Below are 19,737 nucleotides of genomic sequence, written 5' to 3'. Positions count from 1 at the left end.
TCCAACCACCTCTTAATCCCCTCCTTCATAAAGCGGGGAAATTGGTGGCTTTGCTCAGATTAGAATAACTTTGAAATTATGTCCTTAATCAGAGAAAAAGGTACAGAGTTGACCTACAGGTTATCCAGGTTGGGTTTTAGATCGCGGAATTCATCCGGTATGAGTGGATTGTCTAACTCAAAGAGGATCCGCTCATTCAGGTTTAACTTCTCAACAATATCGCCGTAGTAGCGGTTAAAAATAGAGTCCAGTTCACCGTTATCACTGATGCGTACCATCCCCTCCTCTACGCGGACTGCCAGATTAGATAAATCGGGATTCACATAGAAAACGAGCGGGAATGGGTAGAATAACAGAATATTTGGATCAATGGTTAAACCCTCTCGTTGGGTTGCCCGATTTTCATAAACACTCATTACTTCATTTGCACCAAAAGCGGTGTAGTCGAACAGGCCATTCTCAAGTCGTTCAAAGATGTCGTCAAAATCTCCCTCTTCAACCACTTGATATCCGTTCTCCCGGAAAATAACCGCATCACTCCAGGTTTCGGGTATCCCGTGCTTCAGCTGCTGTACCTCTTCCCTATTGCTGATATTTTCGAAAAGTTCTGAATCACCTTCGCGAATAATCGGAACCCTGTAGCCCAACAGATTCTTTGTCATAGGCTTGGGAATCACAATCATGTCTCCTTCCTCAAACTTCTGGTTTCCGGCAATGGTAACAAACAGATCGTGACCTTTTTCGCTAAATACCAGAGCCTCATCATCCCCGGGATACTCATCAAGTGTCTCCTTGATTTCCCACGGGCCAAAATCTTCTTCCGTTGCATTTAAAACAGCGGCTAATACCTCTTTTTCATAAATCTGCCGTATCTGTGAACGGTTGCCATTCCAAAGATCTACCATAGTAGTGTCGCTTATTGAAGCATTAGAAGTTTCAGATTGGGTATCACTGCCATCACACGAAAACGTAATAAGTGAAAATGTAAAGAGTATAAGAGCCGCAGCTGTTATATGGACTGTCATGATGTTGCAACCAGTTGCTCTTCGAGTTCTTCCAGGGATTTATTCTTCGTTTCCGGAACCACTCTCCAGACAAAGAAAAGTCCAATCAGGGCAAAAATTCCGTAGAGCAAAAAAGTCATACTGTTTCCCAGGGTAGCCAGCTCCCACGGAAAAACAAGCTGTACCAGGAAACTTATGGCCGAGTTGATAAAGCCGGCAAAGGAAATTGCAAATCCTTTCACACGAAGCGGAAACAGCTCCGAGAACATCACCCACATCACCGGACCCAGTGAAATCGCAAAAGATGCAACAAATCCTAAAATAGCGAATAGGATCAATTTCGGGTTGATATCGATGGCGGCCGTAATGATCTGGGATTCAAACTCAACGGCTGCCTCAGGTCCCAGCGTTTCGGTTAGAGCGGCTCTGAATTGAACATCATCATCATAAGTGATATTGCCCATATTTGCCGATAACAGATCCAGGTCAATAGGAGCTTCAATGGTCTGAATACTCTCCTCATCCAGCTCGTACGTTGCCGCATTGAACCCGTAGGCCAAAAGCATCATCATGAGTGTAATGCCTGTCAAACCACCAATCAGAAGCGGTTTTCGGCCCAGCTTGTCGATCAGCATGATGGCAAAAATGGTGAATACCAGGTTGGTTAATCCGACCAGAACGGCCTGCATAAAGGACGCATCCGTACCGATGCCCGACTGTTCAAAAATGACCGGAGCGTAGAAAAACACGGCGTTGATCCCGGTAATTTGCTGCAGAACGGCAAGAGTCACACCAATCAGAAGCACATATCGCAGATAAGGATGGAAAATCTCTTTGATCGAAACCTTCTCCTTCTCTTTATCTGCTTCGAGGTTTTCCAGGATATCGCTGACCTGTTTCTTCGCGCTCTCCGGTCCAACAATCTGGGTGAGGGTATTCTCTCCGTCCTCCCTGTTGCCAATCATAATCTGCCAGCGCGGACTCTTGGGTACAAAATAGAGTCCCACGAAAAAGATGATGGCCGGCAAGGTTTCCAAGCCGAGCATCCAGCGCCAGGTATGTTCATCTATCATTAAAGCCTGAGCCCATGCCGCTTCCGACTGCGCCCACTGCAAAATCAAATAGTTGGTAAAAAAGGCGGCGGAGATTCCCACCACGATATTCAGCTGATTGAAGCTCACCAGGCGTCCCCTGATTTTGGGCGGTGCAATTTCACCGATATACATAGGCGGAATGATCAGTGCAAAACCGACCCCAAACCCGCCCAGCATTCGCGCGATGACCAGAAACCAGAATGTTTGTGCCAGTGCTGATGCAATAGCAGAAATAGCAAACAGCACTGCGGCAATTTTAAGCGTTGTGCGTCGGCCAAGCCGGTCGCTTAACGGTCCGGCAAACAGCATACCCAACGTGGAAGTTAAGGTAAGCGAGCCCACTGCCCACCCCAGCTGCAGTTTTGAGAGACCGAACTCCGGCTCAATAAACCGGACAACCCCTGAGATCACGGATGCGTCGAACCCCATTAAAAAACCACCCAGCGCCACCGTCAGGGCCACCCGGGTTACATACACTTTTCTACTGTCCATACATGATCTTATGCGTGATGATTTCCTTTTATCTTAAAGCTCTCACAGCTTTTATACAATGAGAAATTTATCTAAAGTATATTCATAAGGCATTGTAAAACTGGAGAAGCTGACATGTCATTCTGAACGCAGTGAAGAATCTAATTATAAAACCGATATACGCACCTAAAGATTCTTCCCCCGAGGTGTAGAGGTCAGAATGACACATTTTTAAAGATTTGCAAAGTCCTCATTCAAAAAATCTAAATTTGCCGATAAATATTATCCGGACAAAACATTGTGATTATTTGCTTTGGCGGGATGATTGGATTATTATCGGACATCAGTAGCGACAGATATGTGCCGATAAATACATGTTATAGGTTTTGCCAAATAGTAAATTCAATATGAAAAGACCAAAGAAAATTGTCGCCATCTTAAGTTCAATTTATGGTGTCATATTTCTTATCCCAATGGCAGTTCTGATCACCAAAATTCAGTTGGGAAATTTTGTTCTTACTATCAATGATGTTTCCATTGATGATAAAGTAACTTCAAGTTTAACCGTATTCGTATTACTATTTTCTTTGTGGTTGGGAATGTCAATTACTACACACTTGGTTTACCAAAAAAAGCCGGGTAAAAACCTATAACAAGGCGTTTTAAGCGGACTCGTTTAGGGTTCCGAACCTTAATTTTAAAAACTCGGCTCGCCGCTTAAACGCTGGGTCGTTATACAACTTAGTCAAGAATAATCTCTTAGATTTAGAAATGAAGAGGTATAGGTCACATCTTATTTTATCCCACAGGGATTCAAAATTAATAAAATCCCTTAATTTCGATAACCATAAAATTGATCTAGAAATTAGTCCTGATCCAACGGGGACATTCTGGAAATCCTCAGATGGTTGTTCTGAGTCATGGCACAAAGAACCAAAAGAAACTCCACCATCTGAAGGAACTTTACCTGCTGATGAATTAATTATCGTTGCTGAAAATGAGGGTATTGCTGAGGACATTTTATCAACAATTAAGGGCGGAATACTTCTTGCTTACCCTGACTTTAATAACTTTCCACTTACTGCAGATTTAAATAGTGTCGAAGAAATATCATCTGAGTTATATAAAGATGAATACTTCCGTAATTACTATAAGCAAGTTGATCGTGTTGGGTATGGCTGTCGAGTGCTAAAAGAATCATATGAAAGTGCCGAGTTTCAGTATGCCATTGAAAAATTTAAACTAAGTTTGAAAATTAATTCAATGACTCCTCATTCGGCTAATCCTAAGTATGGACAAATGTTTGAGCATTACGATCTTGATAAAAGTTATCATACTAGTGGTGCCTTTGCCATAACAGCTGCTTTTTCAGTTGTTGAAGAATTAGGATTAGAAGTTAGGTCAAGTTCAAAAAACCCGAGATTTCTTGACAGTGAAAAAGGAACGTGGAATCCATCTGTATTAAATGATATTGAAGAGAGATTAAAGAAAGTTGGGGTTACTAAAAAAGACACTTTTGATTGGGTATTTAGAGGCGATAAAACTGAAGTAGAAAAAGAATTAAAACCCTACTTCGGTTATGATTCTGAATGGACTAAACTGAATGAAGAGGTAAGGGATAGAACTTTAACCTTTCCAGAAGCTATTCACAACTTGAGTTATCTTAGAAATTTTATAGCCTCTCATAAATTTAGAAAACTTACCCAGTATATTAGTCCTTATGATATATTCAATGCTCAAAGTTTGGCTAGAAATTTAATACTAAGAAGCTTAGGACTCTGGAAAATTGACCCCTACAATCAAACCAATTAAAGTTGTATAACAATGGCTTCGTGCTGACCGGTTACGGTTTTCTGTCTTATTTCATAATTGGAAGCTAGGCAGTGCAAGCCATGAACCGTTATACGTACCTATTTCTAATCTGTCAAAATTTGTAAGCAAGAATTCATGAATAAGCTCTTAGCTATTATTTGTTCCGTTTTTATTTTTTGCAGTTGCGCGTCAATTCAGACAGAGAATGTTAACTCGAAAAAACTTTACTCCGTTGATCATTATACATCAGCTTCTTATGGATCAACTTATTTAAATCTTCAGTCTTTCAGTTTTGAAGATAAAGACCAATTAATTCCAGCCGCTTATCACATTAATAATATTCCATTTTATGATATAGATAATCCAGGGAATAACGTTCTATCTGTACTACCAGGTCAATTTAAAATAAGAGCGCTGGCTATTGGTAAAGAACCTACAGAACTAGTGATAGAATTAGAGAAACGAGATTCAGTTGTCGTAACCATATATTTAAAAGACGATACTGAACCTTTGCACAAGTATGAAAAGATCGGTACGAATGACAATGCTCATTAACCAGGGACGCGGATGTGCCGTTGGTTTTCAGAGTTGCTTGTTTTAAAAAATTAGCCGTTTATTAACTCATAATTCCCGCGCCCGTTATTTGCCGGGCCGGTCGTTATAACACCATCAACCCATCACAGAGATGATTCATATCGTACTGCACTTCATCGTGCCCACGCTGGTCGCATTCACGTTCTACCTTAGCCGCTGGCGCAATGCGACAATGATCATGATTGCGACAATGCTTGTTGATGCAGACCACTTGCTGGCCGACCCGATCTACGACCCCACTCGATGCTCCATAGGATTTCATCCGTTGCACAATGTTCCCGTCATCGTGATCTACGCCATTCTATTCGTTCTTCCTCTCTTTGTAGGGCGAAAAGCTGACAATCAGGGTTGGCATCCCACTGCTCGTGTACTACACTTAATCGGCCTTGGGCTGCTAATCCACATGGCGCTCGACTGGATTGACTGCCTGGTTTGATATTCGCCCAGGAGAACACCGCACATCGATTAGTGAAAACGGGGCGGCATAGTACACACGCATTAAGAGGACGGGCCTCACGGGTAGTTCCCGGTTTCGATTGAGCATTGTAAGCTTCCCCGAAAGTTGGTCATTTGATAGTAGAGAAAAGCTGTAAACCAGATCCCAAATTAGTCAGGAGAAATTGTCAATAAATCATAAAAGTGGTACTTTAGTATCACTATGAAAACAGAACTTGTCACAACACTCAAACGTCAGGCTACAAAGCTCTTGAAAGAACTCAGAGAAGAAAAAGAGCCCGTTTTGATCACTGAGCATGGAAAACCATCGGCATACCTTGTTGATGTGGAGCATTTTGAGCAGATTCAAAAGAAGTTAAAACTGCTGGAAGGATTAGCCAGAGGTGAAAAAGCCATTCTTGAAGAGAGGGTTGTTCCCCATGCTGATGCCAAAAAGCGCATGGCGCGATGGCTCGAATAATATGGACCGAACCGGCTCTACAGGAGCTTGATGAAATTGCCGATTATATTTCGCTGGATAATCCAACAGCAGCGAAAAAGTTGGTTCGTGAAGTTTTCAAACGTGTGGATTATACTGCTGACCATCCAAAAAGCGGAAAACCTTTAGAAGAATTTGATGTCTCTGTTTATAGGGAATTCGTTATACCTCCTTGCAGAGTATTTTATCGGTTAGCAGAAGATATCATTTACATTATCCATGTGATTAGAGAAGACCAGCTATTTCATAAAGATATTTTAAAATCACGTTAAACATCAGCTCTACATCATATAAAGCGTAGTCACAATCACTCCTTCACTTTCCCTTGCCGGTTGTGATAAAAGCTTCTTCTCCCCTTTTATTTTCAGATTAAACGGCGGCGCCAGCAGATCGACCCCGCTCTTTTTTTTAAGCCGGATCCCCTGCCCAGATATGATATCTATGTTGGGTGTGAATTCACCTTCCGGCAGGTGCTCGGTCAGAATTACATATTTGTAGTTGTAAAGGTTATCTGCAACCTGATTTATTTCACGGTTCGACAAATGCTGGAGGACCTGCCTCAGCAAAACACAATCCCCTTTAGGCAGATCATCCGTTGCAATATCCAGGCAGCGGAACTCAACACTCTCCTCTTTAAACGTTTTCCGGTTGTACTCAATCAGTTCTTCGACGATATCTACGGCAATGTACTTCCGGGTATGTTTCACAAGCTCTTTGCCAATGTTGAAATCTCCGCAGCCCAAATCACAAACAACCAGTGGGGAATCAAAAGAGCTCAGAAAAGATGAGATTGCTTCCACGTAGGGATCAACAAGTTCAGGATGATGAGACCCGATTCCCGAATAAAAACCGGATTGTCCCTCTCCCCAAAGATTATTCTCATAGATTTGCGCCATGGCGTCCCGGGTTGGCCAGGCTTTCTTCTTTTGATTGCTCTTTTTCGTCACTGATTCGCTTTTATTGGTACGATTAGATTCTTTTTGCTTAATGTATGGTACGATATCATTCTGAATGGGTAAAGGAGATTCATTAACATCGCAAATAGTTTTGTGCCGCCCCTAATGGGGCTCACTATCATGATGGAATTTTCCTACTCCACAGATTCACTCTGTGAACCTGTGGGGCTACGGATATGACGCCCCGAATCGGGGCTTATTTGTATTCCAAAATGTAGATTGAAATTTCTAAAATACTATTTCATTTAAAAAGCTAATAGCCAACACAAATTGATCAGGACGAATAAATTCACGGATTTTATTCCCAATTATTATGCATCCGACTATGTTACATGTTGATTTTATGGAATAATGGTGCACGGTTATGACGTTCCTAATGGAAGTGATTGGGATTTCAAAACTTATCCTTGAGTGATGAATCACAATTAGATAGATGCATTTCACCTATAGTTCAATTATTAGTAGAGTTAGCTTCTTCGATTGGTTACCGGGTTTTAAGTACCTACCCATTTTTAAAATTGTCATCAAAATAAAAGCACCGTAGGTGCAACATGTCCGTAGCCCAAGGTCAGCGCATAGCGTTGGCCTTGGGTTTAAATATTCAGTTGATATATTGAGCGCCGTAGGCGTGGCATATTCATGCACTCTTATGTCTCCTATGACTTCCAAAATAATTTTGGGTAAAATTTATTTAATTGATTTAGAGAGATCATAATTCATACAAATGGAGAAATCATGCCTAACACCTACTCAAAACTATATGCACAATTAATTTTTGCAGTCAGGGGACGATCAAATTTTATCCAGAATAAGTGGAAAATCGAACTTTATAAATACATTTCCGGTATCATAAATGGAAAATCGCAGAAGTTGTATTCTATTGGTGGAATGCCTGATCATATCCATCTGCTTGTAGGATATAATCCTTCTATTTCATTGTCAGATCTAACAAGAGATATAAAATCTAACTCCTCATCTTTTGTAAATCGGAAGATGTTTCTTGATAAAAAATTTCATTGGCAAGCAGGATTTGGAGCCTTCAGTTATAAAAAAATCTCAGATATCTGATGTGATTCGATATATTGAGAATCAAAATGAGCACCATAAGCATCACACATTCAAAAAGGAGTATATCCAGTTTCTTAAAAATTTTGATGTGGATTTTGAGTCAGAGTACCTTTTTGAATTTTATGAATAGTCTTAACTGAAACTGAATCTTCAGAGATTAAAATCATGATGGAATTTTAATACCCCACATTTTCACCCAGTGAACCTGTGGGGCTGCGGATATGACGCCTCTAACGAGGCTGGTTTAGTACATTTGATCATGGTTTATCCAAGCTTATCAAACGGACTACTTACCCTGCGTTCCTATAAGTCCGGTGCGACACAGATATCTTCTAACTACAATCCGGCATAACTTTCATAATGGATATTCCGATCACTAAATTACCTTTTGAAATAGAACAACTATCAAAACCCACTTAAAATGATTAAACAACTGGCGCATATTTGTGTCCACACTGAAGATCTTAAAGAAACTGAAAGATTCTATTGTGAGGTGCTCGGATTGGAAAAAGGGTTTATTTTCGAAAAAAACAACGAGCTGTTTGGGTACTATATCAAATTGGGTAACGACTCCTTTATAGAGGTGTTTAAAGGCAAGCCCGGAAAGATTGGAAACATCAACCACCTGGCCATTGAGACGGATGATATCGATCAGATCATCACAACATTGCGCTCAAATGGGTTTGATGCAACAGATAAAAAACTGGGTTGTGATCACACCTGGCAGACCTGGGCGAAAGATCCCAATGGTGTTAGAATAGAATTCCACCAGTACACGGATGAGAGTTTTCAGTTCAAAGGCGGGGTCTGTAAAGTTGATTGGTGATTATACAGACTAAGCAGTTCATTGAAACCTCTGATATTTTTTCAGAGGCGATAGATTCAAACAGCTCAATCTTCGATTCGATTAATAATATCTTTTTTTGGAAAAAGTCTCCTTCTTTTTGCCTTCTTTTTCTCTGGAAATCCCTCGCGGGGCAAGGATGAGATTTCCCCTATGTGGGAAACAGGTTTTGAGTTGAATTTGAACTCAAGAACCTAAGACTACCACCCCCGGCCCCTCCTTACACAGGAGGGGAGTGTATTTTGCCCTGATTTAAAATATAAATAAGGTTTTCAATAACTCCCCAATAATCCACCACTCAGATAGAGCAGCAGTATTTCAGTCTGCTTCAACTGAAATCCTGTTTCTGCAACTCTGAGTCGTGCATTTTCAAGAGATAACTGAGCCGCACGCAGCTCCACACCGGTAATTTCACCGCGATCAAATGTTGACTTTGCCCGTTCATAATTCCGCTCATATATGGATAGGTTCGATCTCTCTGTTACAAGTTGCTCCTGAAGGTGCAGATACTGCTGCCAGCTGTTTTCAAACCGGGTTTGCAACTGCACTGCCGACTCCTCACTGAGCAACTCCTCTTTACGAATTTCATTCTTTGCATTTTGGGATTGAATGCGATTACGTCCACCACTAAAAATCGGAATTCTCAGCGTAACTCCACCGCTGAACCCAAGCTGCTCCTGTACTTCAAATTGACCTTCCGTTGCGCTCATATAACTGTATCCGTATCCGGCGGATGCCGTTAGTGTTGGCAGAAATCCGGCTTTGGTTACACGCTCGTTCAGTTCAGCCTGCTCCAATCGTTTTTCCCTGATATTCAGAACAGAATTGTTTTCCATCAGCAGGGATTGAAAATCTTCGTAGCCCGGCAGTTCCGGTTCTTCAAATTCGTCGGCCACAGGAATTATATGCCGTCGACTCCATCCTATTTCGGTATGCAGATCGCGATACGCGTTTTCGTACTGAAGCTTCAGATTTCTGAATTCCGTACTGTCGCTTTTTAAATCGGCCAGAGCCTGAAGCAGCTGCTGTTCATTCACCTGTCCGTATTCACGTCTCGTTTCAATTGTGCGGTAACGATCGTTACTTTGCTCAAGCGACACCTCTTTTACTTCAAGGGCTCTCTGCAGTGTAGCTACCTGCATAAACTGGCCTGTGATATTCAGAATAGTGTTTTCTAATTGGGTTCGGTATTGGAGATCGGCCAGATCACTGCCCATTTCCAGCATTTTATAACGCAAACGTCCTTTCATCCCATCATAGATCACCATTTGTGAACCGATTTGAGAATTTAACTGTGTGGTCGTTACTCCATAATATGAGATTGACCGGCTGCCCTCCTGTTGAGTGCTATTCTGTGGATCGAGCAGATTCCGGAAGAATGACCCCGGTGTGATATCAAGATCGCTGTACGCCGCACTCAATCCACCTGTTATCGCCAAATTTGGGAGCTGACCGGCATTCCCGCGTGATACGCTGTTCTCTGCAATGTTTGCGTCAATATCGCTGACCTTCACACTGTGGTTGTGTTCCAGTGCAGCCTTAATCGCTTCATCAAGGGTAAACTGTTGTTGAGCAGAGACACTGCCTGCTGTAATCACCAGTATAAAAGACAAAATTATCAATCTCATAGTGCACTCTTTTTATGATGTTCATGGAGAATTACTGCCGGTTCAATACTTTTTCGTGACTCCGGTTTTTTCCCGATCAGATCTAAAACTTTGAATTTACCGTTGTTAAAAATGACAAGGAATGCCGGGGCCAGCGTCAGCGAAATAAACAGTCCAAAAGTGAGTCCATAAGCGATCGCAATGGCCGGTGGTTTCAGAAATGCAGATGCGAGTCCGCCTACAAAGATCATTGGTATGAGCCCGGCAACGGTACTTAGTGTTGTCAATAGTATTGGACGAAATCGGGATCGTACCGCATCTTTCAGCGCTTCTTCAAAATCCATGTCGCTTTTCAGGTTGTCGTTGAAGGCGGTTACCAGCACCAGAAGGTTATTAATCAAAATACCGATAAGGGCGATCATCCCGATCAGCGAAAAAATGTTCATGGTTGTACCGTGAATCCAATGGCCAATCACCACGCCCGTAAAGGCAAATGGAAGTGTGAGAAGAACCAGGAATGTTTGGCTGAACGACTGAAAATTGATCACAATCAAAGCCAGAATGATCAGTAAAATAATGGGGGCTACAGAAAGCATTGCCTCCGTAACATTTGCCGACTCCCGGTTTTGTCCCTCAATCACAAATTGTACTTCCGGATAATCCTTCTCCAAATCAGTGATGATGTTTTCACTGATGTCTCCCAGTATTGCAGGAGCTGAAAGTGACGGGTCTGCAAGATCCGCATCCACCCGAATGGTTCTCCGGCCGTTTATATGGTTGATGTTGAGCGATGCATCCGTTGGAAATATTTTCGCCACTTCCGATAGTGGGTACGCTCCTTTTGGTGTTCGGATTTTCACGTTCATCAGGTCGGAATAACTCTGTCGGTTCTCTTCCGGAAATCTCAGCCATACCCGAACATCATCCCCGGTTCGCTGAAGCGTTTGCACTTCCATACCAAAAAATGCTGTTCGAACCTGCATCATCACATCCTGTAGAGAAAGTCCGAGCTGTTCACCTGCTTTCGACAGTTCTATGTGAAGTTCCGGATTCCCGCGCTGATCCGTATCGGCCACATCAACCAGATCATCTCTCTGTTCCAGTTCTGACTTCAGTTTTTCGGCAGCAGACTGTATCTCTTCCATCTTATTCCCCGACACAGAAATATCTACCGGGAGACCGCCAAATCGATGCTCACCAAGTGCTGAAATAAATCGAACATAGTTTGTACCGGGAACGGCACCTACTTCGTCCCTGAACATGTTGTTAATTTCATATGCCGGTATTCCCCGATTTTCACCCCCCATCATCACAATTCGCAGTTCCCCCTGGTGACTTTCCGGACCAAGTATCATCTCTACATTTCGTATTACTTTTTCGTTATCAGCTCTTTCAGCACTCAACTGATCCCCAATTTTGTAGACTGCCTCTTCAATATTTGTCAGCCTCGACTTTGTGGAATCGACGGGAACTCCGGGCTCCATCTCAATGCGTACCAACTGCACATCATCATCCAGATAGGGAAAAAAGGTGACCGGTAATACACCGCTTCGGATCAGTAACACGGATCCTATCAACAATAGAATAAATGCAGATACATTTAGCCATCGCCATTTGTGAGATACCACATCGGTAAACGGAATAAAGTAACGATCTCTGAATGATGTAAGGCCGTTAGCCATCGCTTTCTCAAAACGGGTCTGCTTGTTTTTATCAGACAGTACTTTTGAAACGGTTAGTTTTTGAGGTAAAAAGAGAAAGGTTACAATGAGCGCAGCCAGCAGAGCGCTGACTACCACAAAAGATACTTCAGTAAAAAAGGCTCCGGGTTTTCCGGGGAGAAAGAAGAAAAGACTGAATGCCGTTGCAGTTGTCATCAGCGAGATGATCATGGGCGAGGCAACTTCCGCAGCTCCATTTCGGGCGGCCTCCACTGGCGATTCACCAAATTCATTGTAGTGGCGGTAAATGTTTTCAGCCACCACAACACCGGTATCCACCAGCATCCCCAGAACCAATATAATCCCAAATATCGACACAGGGTTGATGGTGAAGTCATAACCCATAAGTGCCGAGGCAAATGTACCCAGTACAGCCAGCGGTATCGTCAGTGAAACCCACATGGCAATGCGTTTATCGAGAAAAAGCGTGAGGATAAGCATCACGAGTATCAAACCAAAAATGGCGTTACTTCTCAACGATTCGACCCGATCATACACAAACTCTGAAAAATCCTCTACAACGGTTAACTGGACACCGCTGTGTATAGCATTGAAATGATCGGCATACTCCATCACTTCCTCAGCAACAGCCACCAGGTTTTCATTGTTGGTCGTCAAAACCTGAATAACTACTGATTCTTCACCATCAAGATATCTCTCAATGGGCCGGTCGTCGAATTGATCTTTCACAGACGCTATATCCCTAAGCAGAACCCGTTCGCCATTCTGCCCCGATCGTATCGGTATTTGTGATATTTCAAGTGCCGTCCTCTCTTTATTTTCGGCTCGTATTTGCCAGTTGGTGTCTCCCGTTTTCAGTTCGCCACCGGTGATGTCTATATTATTTCTCCTTACTGCTTCCGCCACCTCCTGTGAGGAAATACCAAATCGATCCATTTGCTCATCATTCAGCTCAACAGAGATCTCCTCAGCGGGGAAACCTTGCAATATGACGTTTGATATCCCCTTTTCAATAATAAATTCATCCCTGATTTGATCGGCATAGTCTTTTTTCTGCTGTAGCGAAAGATCCCCGGTTAACGCAAGAGAAATGGTGGGATTCAGCATCTCCTGCTTAAACACAATCGGCCGGTCCATCTCTTCCGGTAAATCTGTTACACGGTTCACTGCGTTCTCTACATCCACCAAAACTCTGTCGATATCTGCCCACTCAAAAATCTCTACCGTAATGCGTCCGCTGTTTTCCCGGGCTACGGATGTATGCCTGTCCATACCGGAAATACCGTTCAGATTCTCCTCAATTCTTGAGATCGCCCGTTCTTCAATTTCAAGCGGTGAAGCTCCCCTGTAGGTGATATTTATGTAAATTTCCGTCGGGTCCTCAGGTGGGTTCAGCGTATATCGCGTCTGACTGAAGCTGAAGATTCCCATCAAAACAATCACCACCAGTCCCAGAGTAACCATGGCGGGATATCGGACAAAAAAGCTAATGAGTCTTTTCATGAATTTCCCTAATTGATGATTCGTCCGGTAACGGGTTCGGAGACATCTTTAACAATCTCATCGCCGTTTATTAATCCCTCAACCCAAAGATGATTGCGCTCCAGATTTACAATCTGAACGGGGGTTTCTACCAAAATCCCATCTTTGTTAACAAGTACACCACCCGTTCTTAATAAAGCCGTCTTTGGTATTCTGGCAAGCTCTCTTTTGTTATCTGATTCTATTTCTCCCTCCAGATACATTCCCTCGCGTAAATTATTACCCGTTACTTCCAGATATATCAGTACCTGCTGTGATGAAGGTTCTACAGATGGATTTACTCTCGCTACTTTGGCTGAGTAGGTTTCAGTTTGATCCTCATTTTTAATTTCCATCGTCAAACCCGGAAGAATCCATCCTGCTTCGCCGGTTTGAACTGAAGCTGTTAAAATAAACCGGGATGGATCGACCAGCGTACCGAGATGAAACTGTGGTCCTACAACCTGATCCGGTTCGGCTTTTGCTGCCGACAAAACTCCGGTAAACGGTGCGTGAATGGTGAATTTTTCTAACCGCTCTTCTGCGCTTTTGATACTATAGTAAAGTTCATCAACACCTTTAGATTCCAGAAATCGCTGCATACTCTCACCGAAATCGGGAACCCGGGATACCTGTTTGTCTGCTGCCAGTGAATGATACCACTCCTGATACTTCGACAGCATTTCAGGATGATCCAGTTTGATATCGGCCATCAATGCGGATACCAGCGTTTTAAATTTACTTCTTGATGATTGAAGCTGCATTTTGGTCTCTGTGTCGTCCAGCTGAATGATCACCTCTCCCTCCTCATAGGAGACTCCTTCACGAAATGGTTTCGTACTTTCCATCACTTTGCCCTGAGCCTCCGGAAATAGCTCGATTCGATGTTCAGCCCGTATTCGACCGCTTAGAGAAACACGGTCTGATACTTCTTCGACTTTTACAGTAAAAAATTCAATTTGGGATGAGTTAGTTACAGCCGGTTCAATTACGCCGAATTTTTCCTCAGACTCACCGCTACAAGAGGCTGTTATCATTAGCAGTAAAAATACCGCTGTACTTAGAAAGGCTTTATTCATGTCAATATTCCTGTTTGTTATTCAACTATAGTTTACGGACATAAATCATTTAGTTCAACCATATGGTTTAATTATAAATTTGGAAACATTCACTTATTTAAATGATTTATATACATTGACTTATAATTATTACGTAGCTTGATAATTGTACTCTTTTCTCAATTGAAAACTATTTAGTTTAACCATATAGTTAACTTTTGTGCTAATCTTTTCTATTTTGTGTTTGTAATATTAATTCATAATGCCCCCGTAGTATGAGTAACGAAAAGGAATCTTCATCCACTGAACTGAAAATTTTTGAAGCTGCAAGAGATGTGTTTCAAAGCAAAGGGCTTGAAGGTGCCCGGATGCAGGAAATAGCGGACAAGGCGGATATCAACAAGTCTATGCTGCACTATTACTATAGATCCAAAGAGAAGCTTTTCGAAAAAGTGTATGAGCTCTCCATTATCAAGCTCATGCCGCAAGTTGCCTCTCTACTCAATGAAGAGATGCCGCTGGACGTAAAACTCCGGAAATTCTCTATGAAATATCTTGAACTTGTCAAAGCCAATCCCGACATCCCTCTATTTGTCATTCATGAGATGAATAAAAACCCGGGACGCCTGAAAAAATTTATCGCAAAGGAAATCGGGAAACGCGTTCAACCCTTTTTAGATCAATTAAAAGAAGAGAGAGAAAAAGGAAATACCGTTAACCTGCCACCTGAGCAGATCTTCGTGAATATCATGGCCATGTTGGTTTTTCCATTTTTAGGTCGACCTGTACTTCAGGTTATTTTTGACATGGATGAAGAGGCCTTCTCACAATTCATTGCCGTTCGGGAAGCATTTATGCCGGATTACCTGGTGAGTATGGTGATGAAAAACCCTTCATAAAGTTCTGTCCAACTTTTGATCCGGCGAGCAGAAACCATCGTTACTTTATCTATTCACAATAAGCAATGTGCGTCCTCTTTTTAAACTTTTCGTGGTAATAAATCATAAATAGAACGGAATAAAAAATGCAGTTTGAACACTTTTTTTTGAATTGCGAATTCTACCCATTCTACATTGCTATCCCAATCTTCAAGATTTAACAAAATTTATATATAGATATATATCAACTATTTAGCGAGATATAAATTTTACTATTTCTATTTAGATTTATTCTAAATAAACTTTTGTTTTTCTAAAAACACTCTTACCTTAGAATCGATCTAAATAAAAAATTTAATCATCTAAGTACTTCCTTTATTGAAATGAATATTCTAAAACTATTTATCCCGGCTCTCATTATTATGACGATAATTTCCTGTGATATTTCAGACAGCGATTCAGACACAGACATAGAGACACCCTCTTCTTATGAGTTTACAAGAAACGGAGAATCCACAGTGTCTTTTAGCGGACAAACTACGCGGATTCGAATGGCAATGGAATTGAACGACGCCATGATGGACTTCGATAACTCAACAGAAGAGTTGTTGCTCCAAATGTACCGCAATCAAACCGCCGATGGTGGAGACGCGAATCCTTTTTCAGAATCTGGTCTTAATGAATCAACCAAAAGCGTGAAAGGAAAAGTTGCCGCTTCCGCCGACTATTTCGCTTCGAATACCGCCGCAAGTGCACAAATTAAGAGTGATTTTGAGGAGTGGATATCAGGCCAGGTTAATGAAGTATTTCCCAATGAAAATGAACTTGCCGAAGCCGGTGTACCCGGACAGCTTGCAGACGGTTCTACCGCAAGATACGTCAACGCTAAAGGTCTCGAATACGATCAAATGGTGGCCAAAAGCCTGAATGGGGCTCTTATGGCCGATCAGATGCTCAATAACTACTTAAGTGTTTCTGTTCTGGATGCCGGTACCAACCGCGAAGATAACGACAACGATGTTCTTGAAGAGGGAACCAACTACACCACGATGGAACATAAATGGGATGAAGCATACGGTTACCTTTTTGGAAATGCAGCAAATCCTGCAAACCCACTGCCCAATCTTGGCGAGGCTGATGATTTCTTAAACAAATACTTAGGACGCGTTTTGGGAGATCCTGATTTTGAAGAAATTCCTCAGGAAATTTTTGATGCTTTTGCTCTTGGCCGGGCCGCCATCGTTGCCGGCGACTATGATCTGCGGGATCAACAAGCACAAATCATCCGTCAAAAAATATCAGAAGTAATAGCTATTCGTGCTGTTTATTATCTGCAATCAGGCAAAAATGCTCTTGATCAGCAAACTCCTGATTATGGCGGTGCTTTCCATGATCTTTCCGAAGGATTTGGGTTTATCTACAGTCTTCAGTTCACAAGAGTGCCCAACACTGATCAGCCATACCTTACCAAATCAGAAGTGGACGGATTTATTGCTCAGCTTACTGAAGGAAACGGGTTATGGGACGTCTCCTTTGAAACTCTTGACCAGATTTCAAACGAAATTGCTTCAAAATTTGATTTTACAATCGAAGAGGCATCAAGCTAATTTAACGGCATAGCTAAGACACCGTCTGCAGAAATTTTGGACGGTGTTTTTATTTTCAAAAACATAAACATCATGAAAAAATTAGTTCTACTCTTTTTTAGTACCGTGTTACTCTGGGGCTGTACAGATAATGGGCCATCAGGTTCAGAGGTTCAAGATTTCGACAGACAGGCCATACTCGAGAACTGGGCAGATAATATCATCCTTCCTGCGTTTGAAAATTTTGCGGCCGAAACGGAGAGCTTAAAAGAGGCTGCAAATGATTTTACAACTTCACCCAATGAGCAGACATTAAACGATTTCAGGGAGCAGTGGCTTGCCAGTTACAAAGCATGGCAGCATGTTTCCATGTTTGAAATGGGGCGTGCAATGGAAATACGCTACCGGGATAATATCAATCTCTACCCTACTGATACGAGCCTGATTCTCGAAAATATTGAAACCAACACTTACAATTTCGAATTGCCTTCTCAGAACGCAGCCCAAGGTCTGCCGGCACTCGATTTTGTGCTTTACGGACTTGGAGAAAATGATCAGTCCATTCTCTCTTTTTACACAACGGATGAGGACGCCGAGGCCTACAAAAATTATGTAACAGACTTGGCAATACGAATCGATTCACTCACAGATGAAGTATTGGAATACTGGCAAAATGTGTACCGCGATGAATTTGTCAGCGATTCAGGAAACGGGGCAAATTCATCTCTGAATATGATGGTAAACGACTACATTTTTTACTACGAAAAAGCACTTCGGGCCGGTAAAATTGGTATTCCTGCAGGAGTTTTTTCAGGATCTCCACTTAGTGATCGAGTAGAAGCTTATTACAGCGGTGAATACTCAAAAGAGCTTTTTCTGGAATCATTAGATGCAGCCCAGAACTTTTTTAACGGTACTCATTTCGGTTCAGAACAAAAGGGTGAAAGTCTAAGCTCATATCTCGAGTTTTTGGAAACCACAAAAGACGGCGAAAGTCTGGAAACTCTGATAAACATTCAGTTCGAAACTGCTCGTCAAGAAGCTCAGTCCCTTAATAATAATTTATCGGAGCAGGTTGAAACGGATAATAATCAAATGTTGGTCACCTACGACGAGCTCCAGAAAAATGTAGTCTTCATGAAAGTAGATATGCTGCAGGCTTTAAATATCAGCGTAGATTATGTTGACGCCGATGGAGACTAAATAAATATAATCAGCAAAATCTGGTAGGTAATCCGTTGAACCGATTCTCCATCCAAAGTTATTTTAACAAAACAACAGACGCTGCACCACTGGCTGTATTTCGAATATTCTTCGGCCTGCTAATGCTCATTAGTATTATTCGTTTTGCAGCCAATGGATGGATTCATAAACTCTACATCGAACCTGAATTCTTTTTCAGTTACTACGGATTCGAATGGGTACAGCCACTTGGTGAATGGACCTACTTAATCTTTATTATTTGCGGTGCCTCCGCAATCTTTGTCTCGCTGGGATATCACTACAGGGTAGCAATTATTACGTTTTTCCTGAGCTTTACCTATATCGAGCTCATGGATAAAACCACGTATCTAAATCACTACTATTTCATCAGCATTCTAAGTTTTTTGATGATATTTCTGCCGGCCCATGCCTACTACTCTATTGATGCCCGCAGAAACGAAGCTCTGCGTGCAAGTCGTGTTCCATCCTGGTCCATAGATTCCATCAAACTGCTATTGGGGATCGTATATTTCTATGCGGGTCTTGCAAAGCTCAATTCTGATTGGCTGTTGCGCGCAATGCCATTGGAAATATGGCTGCCCTCGAAATACTCTCTTCCTCTTCTTGGCGATCTTTTCCAGCAATCCTGGACGCACTATGCATTTTCCTGGGCAGGAGCAATTTACGATCTGACGATACCCTTTTTACTTCTGATGAAACGAACCCGTCTGATTGCATTCGGCCTGGTAGTAATTTTCCACGTACTCACAAGAGTACTCTTTCCCATCGGTATGTTTCCATACATTATGATTGTGAGTGCACTTATCTTCTTTGATGCAAACTTGCACCATAGAATCCTTCGCATAGTTTCGAATTGGTTCAGTATCAGTAAGTCTTATTTCGATAATTCGAGGTCGTATTCATTTTCAAAACCGTGGCTTAAGAAAGGTACTGTAACAATCATTAGCATTTTCTTTTTGGTGCAGCTTCTGGTTCCCTTTCGCTATTTACTCTACCCAGGCGAACTTTTCTGGACAGAACAAGGCTACCGTTTTTCCTGGAGAGTAATGCTGATGGAGAAAACAGGTTATGCAAACTTTAGAGTTGAGGACCGCGGGAATGGACAAAGTTTCTATGTTGACAACAATGAGTTTTTAACTCCATTTCAGGAAAAACAGATGTCTACACAGCCTGATTTTATACTTGAATATGCGCACCATCTTGAAAAACACTATCAATCCAAAGGCATAGAAGACCCCGGGATTTACGTAGAAAGTTATGTTGCCCTTAATGGCAGGGGTAGTCAACCCTATGTAAGAGACGATGTAGACCTCACAGAAATCAATCAATCTTTTAAACACCGAACCTGGTTATACCCATTTAATGATGAAATTAAAGGTCTGTAGTTTATTTATCGTTTTCATT

At 42.0% G+C, this 19,737-nt stretch carries 17 protein-coding genes and 1 pseudogene; 12 read left to right on the top strand and 6 right to left on the bottom strand.

Going from position 1 to position 19,737, the window contains the following annotated elements:
* Positions 1–113 precede the first annotated feature (113 nt).
* Both CWD77_RS15610 and CWD77_RS03185 read right to left on the bottom strand, forming a co-directional pair.
* Positions 114–1,025: a transglycosylase SLT domain-containing protein gene (locus CWD77_RS15610; RefSeq protein WP_206017933.1), complete on the bottom strand. Its 912-nt coding sequence runs from the start codon at positions 1,023–1,025 to the stop codon at positions 114–116.
* Positions 1,022–2,590 (bottom strand): sugar porter family MFS transporter, encoded by a 1,569-nt coding sequence (locus tag CWD77_RS03185; RefSeq protein WP_101071775.1) that lies wholly within the window; start codon positions 2,588–2,590, stop codon positions 1,022–1,024. The genes CWD77_RS15610 and CWD77_RS03185 overlap by 4 nt, the downstream gene beginning before the upstream one ends.
* Positions 2,591–2,976: 386 nt before the next feature.
* Here CWD77_RS03185 and CWD77_RS03180 point away from each other — a divergent pair, with 386 nt between their 5' ends.
* The 6 genes from CWD77_RS03180 to CWD77_RS03155 all read left to right on the top strand — a co-directional run bounded on the left by CWD77_RS03180 (position 2,977) and on the right by CWD77_RS03155 (position 6,181).
* Positions 2,977–3,222, top strand: a complete 246-nt coding sequence (locus CWD77_RS03180) for a hypothetical protein (protein ID WP_133120168.1) — start codon at positions 2,977–2,979, stop codon at positions 3,220–3,222.
* A 118-nt stretch (positions 3,223–3,340) separates the two neighbouring features.
* A complete protein-coding gene (locus tag CWD77_RS03175) occupies positions 3,341–4,381 on the top strand; it encodes a hypothetical protein (RefSeq protein ID WP_101071773.1) in 1,041 nt (346 codons plus the stop codon).
* Between the two features lie 135 nt (positions 4,382–4,516).
* Entirely contained in the window at positions 4,517–4,936 is a 420-nt protein-coding gene (locus CWD77_RS03170) for a hypothetical protein (RefSeq protein WP_101071772.1), read from the top strand.
* A gap of 130 nt (positions 4,937–5,066) precedes the next feature.
* Positions 5,067–5,411 carry a DUF6122 family protein gene (locus CWD77_RS03165; protein ID WP_101071771.1) on the top strand — a complete coding sequence of 115 codons (345 nt, stop codon included), beginning with the start codon at positions 5,067–5,069 and terminating at the stop codon, positions 5,409–5,411.
* Between the two features lie 222 nt (positions 5,412–5,633).
* Positions 5,634–5,891, top strand: coding sequence for a type II toxin-antitoxin system Phd/YefM family antitoxin (locus CWD77_RS03160; RefSeq protein WP_101071770.1), 258 nt, complete (start codon positions 5,634–5,636; stop codon positions 5,889–5,891).
* The gene (locus CWD77_RS03155; RefSeq protein ID WP_101071769.1) at positions 5,879–6,181 is read left to right on the top strand and encodes a type II toxin-antitoxin system RelE/ParE family toxin; all 303 of its coding nucleotides are present in this window, start codon (positions 5,879–5,881) and stop codon (positions 6,179–6,181) included. Before CWD77_RS03160 ends, CWD77_RS03155 begins: the two co-directional genes overlap by 13 nt.
* Before the next feature lie 9 nt (positions 6,182–6,190).
* Here CWD77_RS03155 and CWD77_RS03150 read toward each other — a convergent pair whose 3' ends face one another.
* Positions 6,191–6,856: a class I SAM-dependent methyltransferase gene (locus CWD77_RS03150; RefSeq protein ID WP_240596623.1), complete on the bottom strand. Its 666-nt coding sequence runs from the start codon at positions 6,854–6,856 to the stop codon at positions 6,191–6,193.
* A gap of 744 nt (positions 6,857–7,600) precedes the next feature.
* Between CWD77_RS03150 and tnpA the strand changes: the two are divergent.
* Both tnpA and CWD77_RS03140 read left to right on the top strand, forming a co-directional pair.
* Positions 7,601–8,063: pseudogene (tnpA, locus tag CWD77_RS15745) on the top strand (IS200/IS605 family transposase).
* Between the two features lie 291 nt (positions 8,064–8,354).
* Positions 8,355–8,759 (top strand): VOC family protein, encoded by a 405-nt coding sequence (locus CWD77_RS03140; protein ID WP_101071767.1) that lies wholly within the window; start codon positions 8,355–8,357, stop codon positions 8,757–8,759.
* Between the two features lie 290 nt (positions 8,760–9,049).
* Here CWD77_RS03140 and CWD77_RS03135 read toward each other — a convergent pair whose 3' ends face one another.
* From CWD77_RS03135 to CWD77_RS03125, 3 genes are read right to left on the bottom strand one after another with little or no spacing between them, the layout of a single operon-like run.
* Complete coding sequence (locus tag CWD77_RS03135) at positions 9,050–10,405, bottom strand: TolC family protein (protein ID WP_101071766.1); 1,356 nt, start codon at positions 10,403–10,405, stop codon at positions 9,050–9,052.
* Positions 10,402–13,569 (bottom strand): efflux RND transporter permease subunit, encoded by a 3,168-nt coding sequence (locus CWD77_RS03130; RefSeq protein ID WP_101071765.1) that lies wholly within the window; start codon positions 13,567–13,569, stop codon positions 10,402–10,404. Before CWD77_RS03130 ends, CWD77_RS03135 begins: the two co-directional genes overlap by 4 nt.
* 8 nt (positions 13,570–13,577) lie before the next feature.
* Positions 13,578–14,666 carry an efflux RND transporter periplasmic adaptor subunit gene (locus CWD77_RS03125; RefSeq protein ID WP_101071764.1) on the bottom strand — a complete coding sequence of 363 codons (1,089 nt, stop codon included), beginning with the start codon at positions 14,664–14,666 and terminating at the stop codon, positions 13,578–13,580.
* A gap of 254 nt (positions 14,667–14,920) precedes the next feature.
* On the opposite strand from CWD77_RS03125, the gene CWD77_RS03120 reads away from it, so the two are divergent.
* The 4 genes from CWD77_RS03120 (at position 14,921) to CWD77_RS03105 (ending at position 19,718) form a co-directional block, all read left to right on the top strand.
* Positions 14,921–15,544 carry a TetR/AcrR family transcriptional regulator gene (locus CWD77_RS03120; RefSeq protein ID WP_101071763.1) on the top strand — a complete coding sequence of 208 codons (624 nt, stop codon included), beginning with the start codon at positions 14,921–14,923 and terminating at the stop codon, positions 15,542–15,544.
* 362 nt (positions 15,545–15,906) lie between these two features.
* Positions 15,907–17,130 (top strand): DUF4856 domain-containing protein, encoded by a 1,224-nt coding sequence (locus tag CWD77_RS03115; protein ID WP_101071762.1) that lies wholly within the window; start codon positions 15,907–15,909, stop codon positions 17,128–17,130.
* Positions 17,131–17,202: 72 nt separating this feature from the next.
* Complete coding sequence (locus CWD77_RS03110; RefSeq protein ID WP_101071761.1) at positions 17,203–18,312, top strand: imelysin family protein; 1,110 nt, start codon at positions 17,203–17,205, stop codon at positions 18,310–18,312.
* Positions 18,313–18,347: 35 nt separating this feature from the next.
* Entirely contained in the window at positions 18,348–19,718 is a 1,371-nt protein-coding gene (locus CWD77_RS03105; RefSeq protein WP_101071760.1) for an HTTM domain-containing protein, read from the top strand.
* The last annotated feature ends 19 nt before the right edge of the window (positions 19,719–19,737 follow it).

This window comes from Rhodohalobacter barkolensis, from assembly GCF_002834295.1.
GTDB lineage: Bacteria > Bacteroidota > Rhodothermia > Balneolales > Balneolaceae > Rhodohalobacter > Rhodohalobacter barkolensis.
Note: the sequence above shows the minus strand (reverse complement) of the source record. Positions and strands in the feature narration are given on the sequence as shown.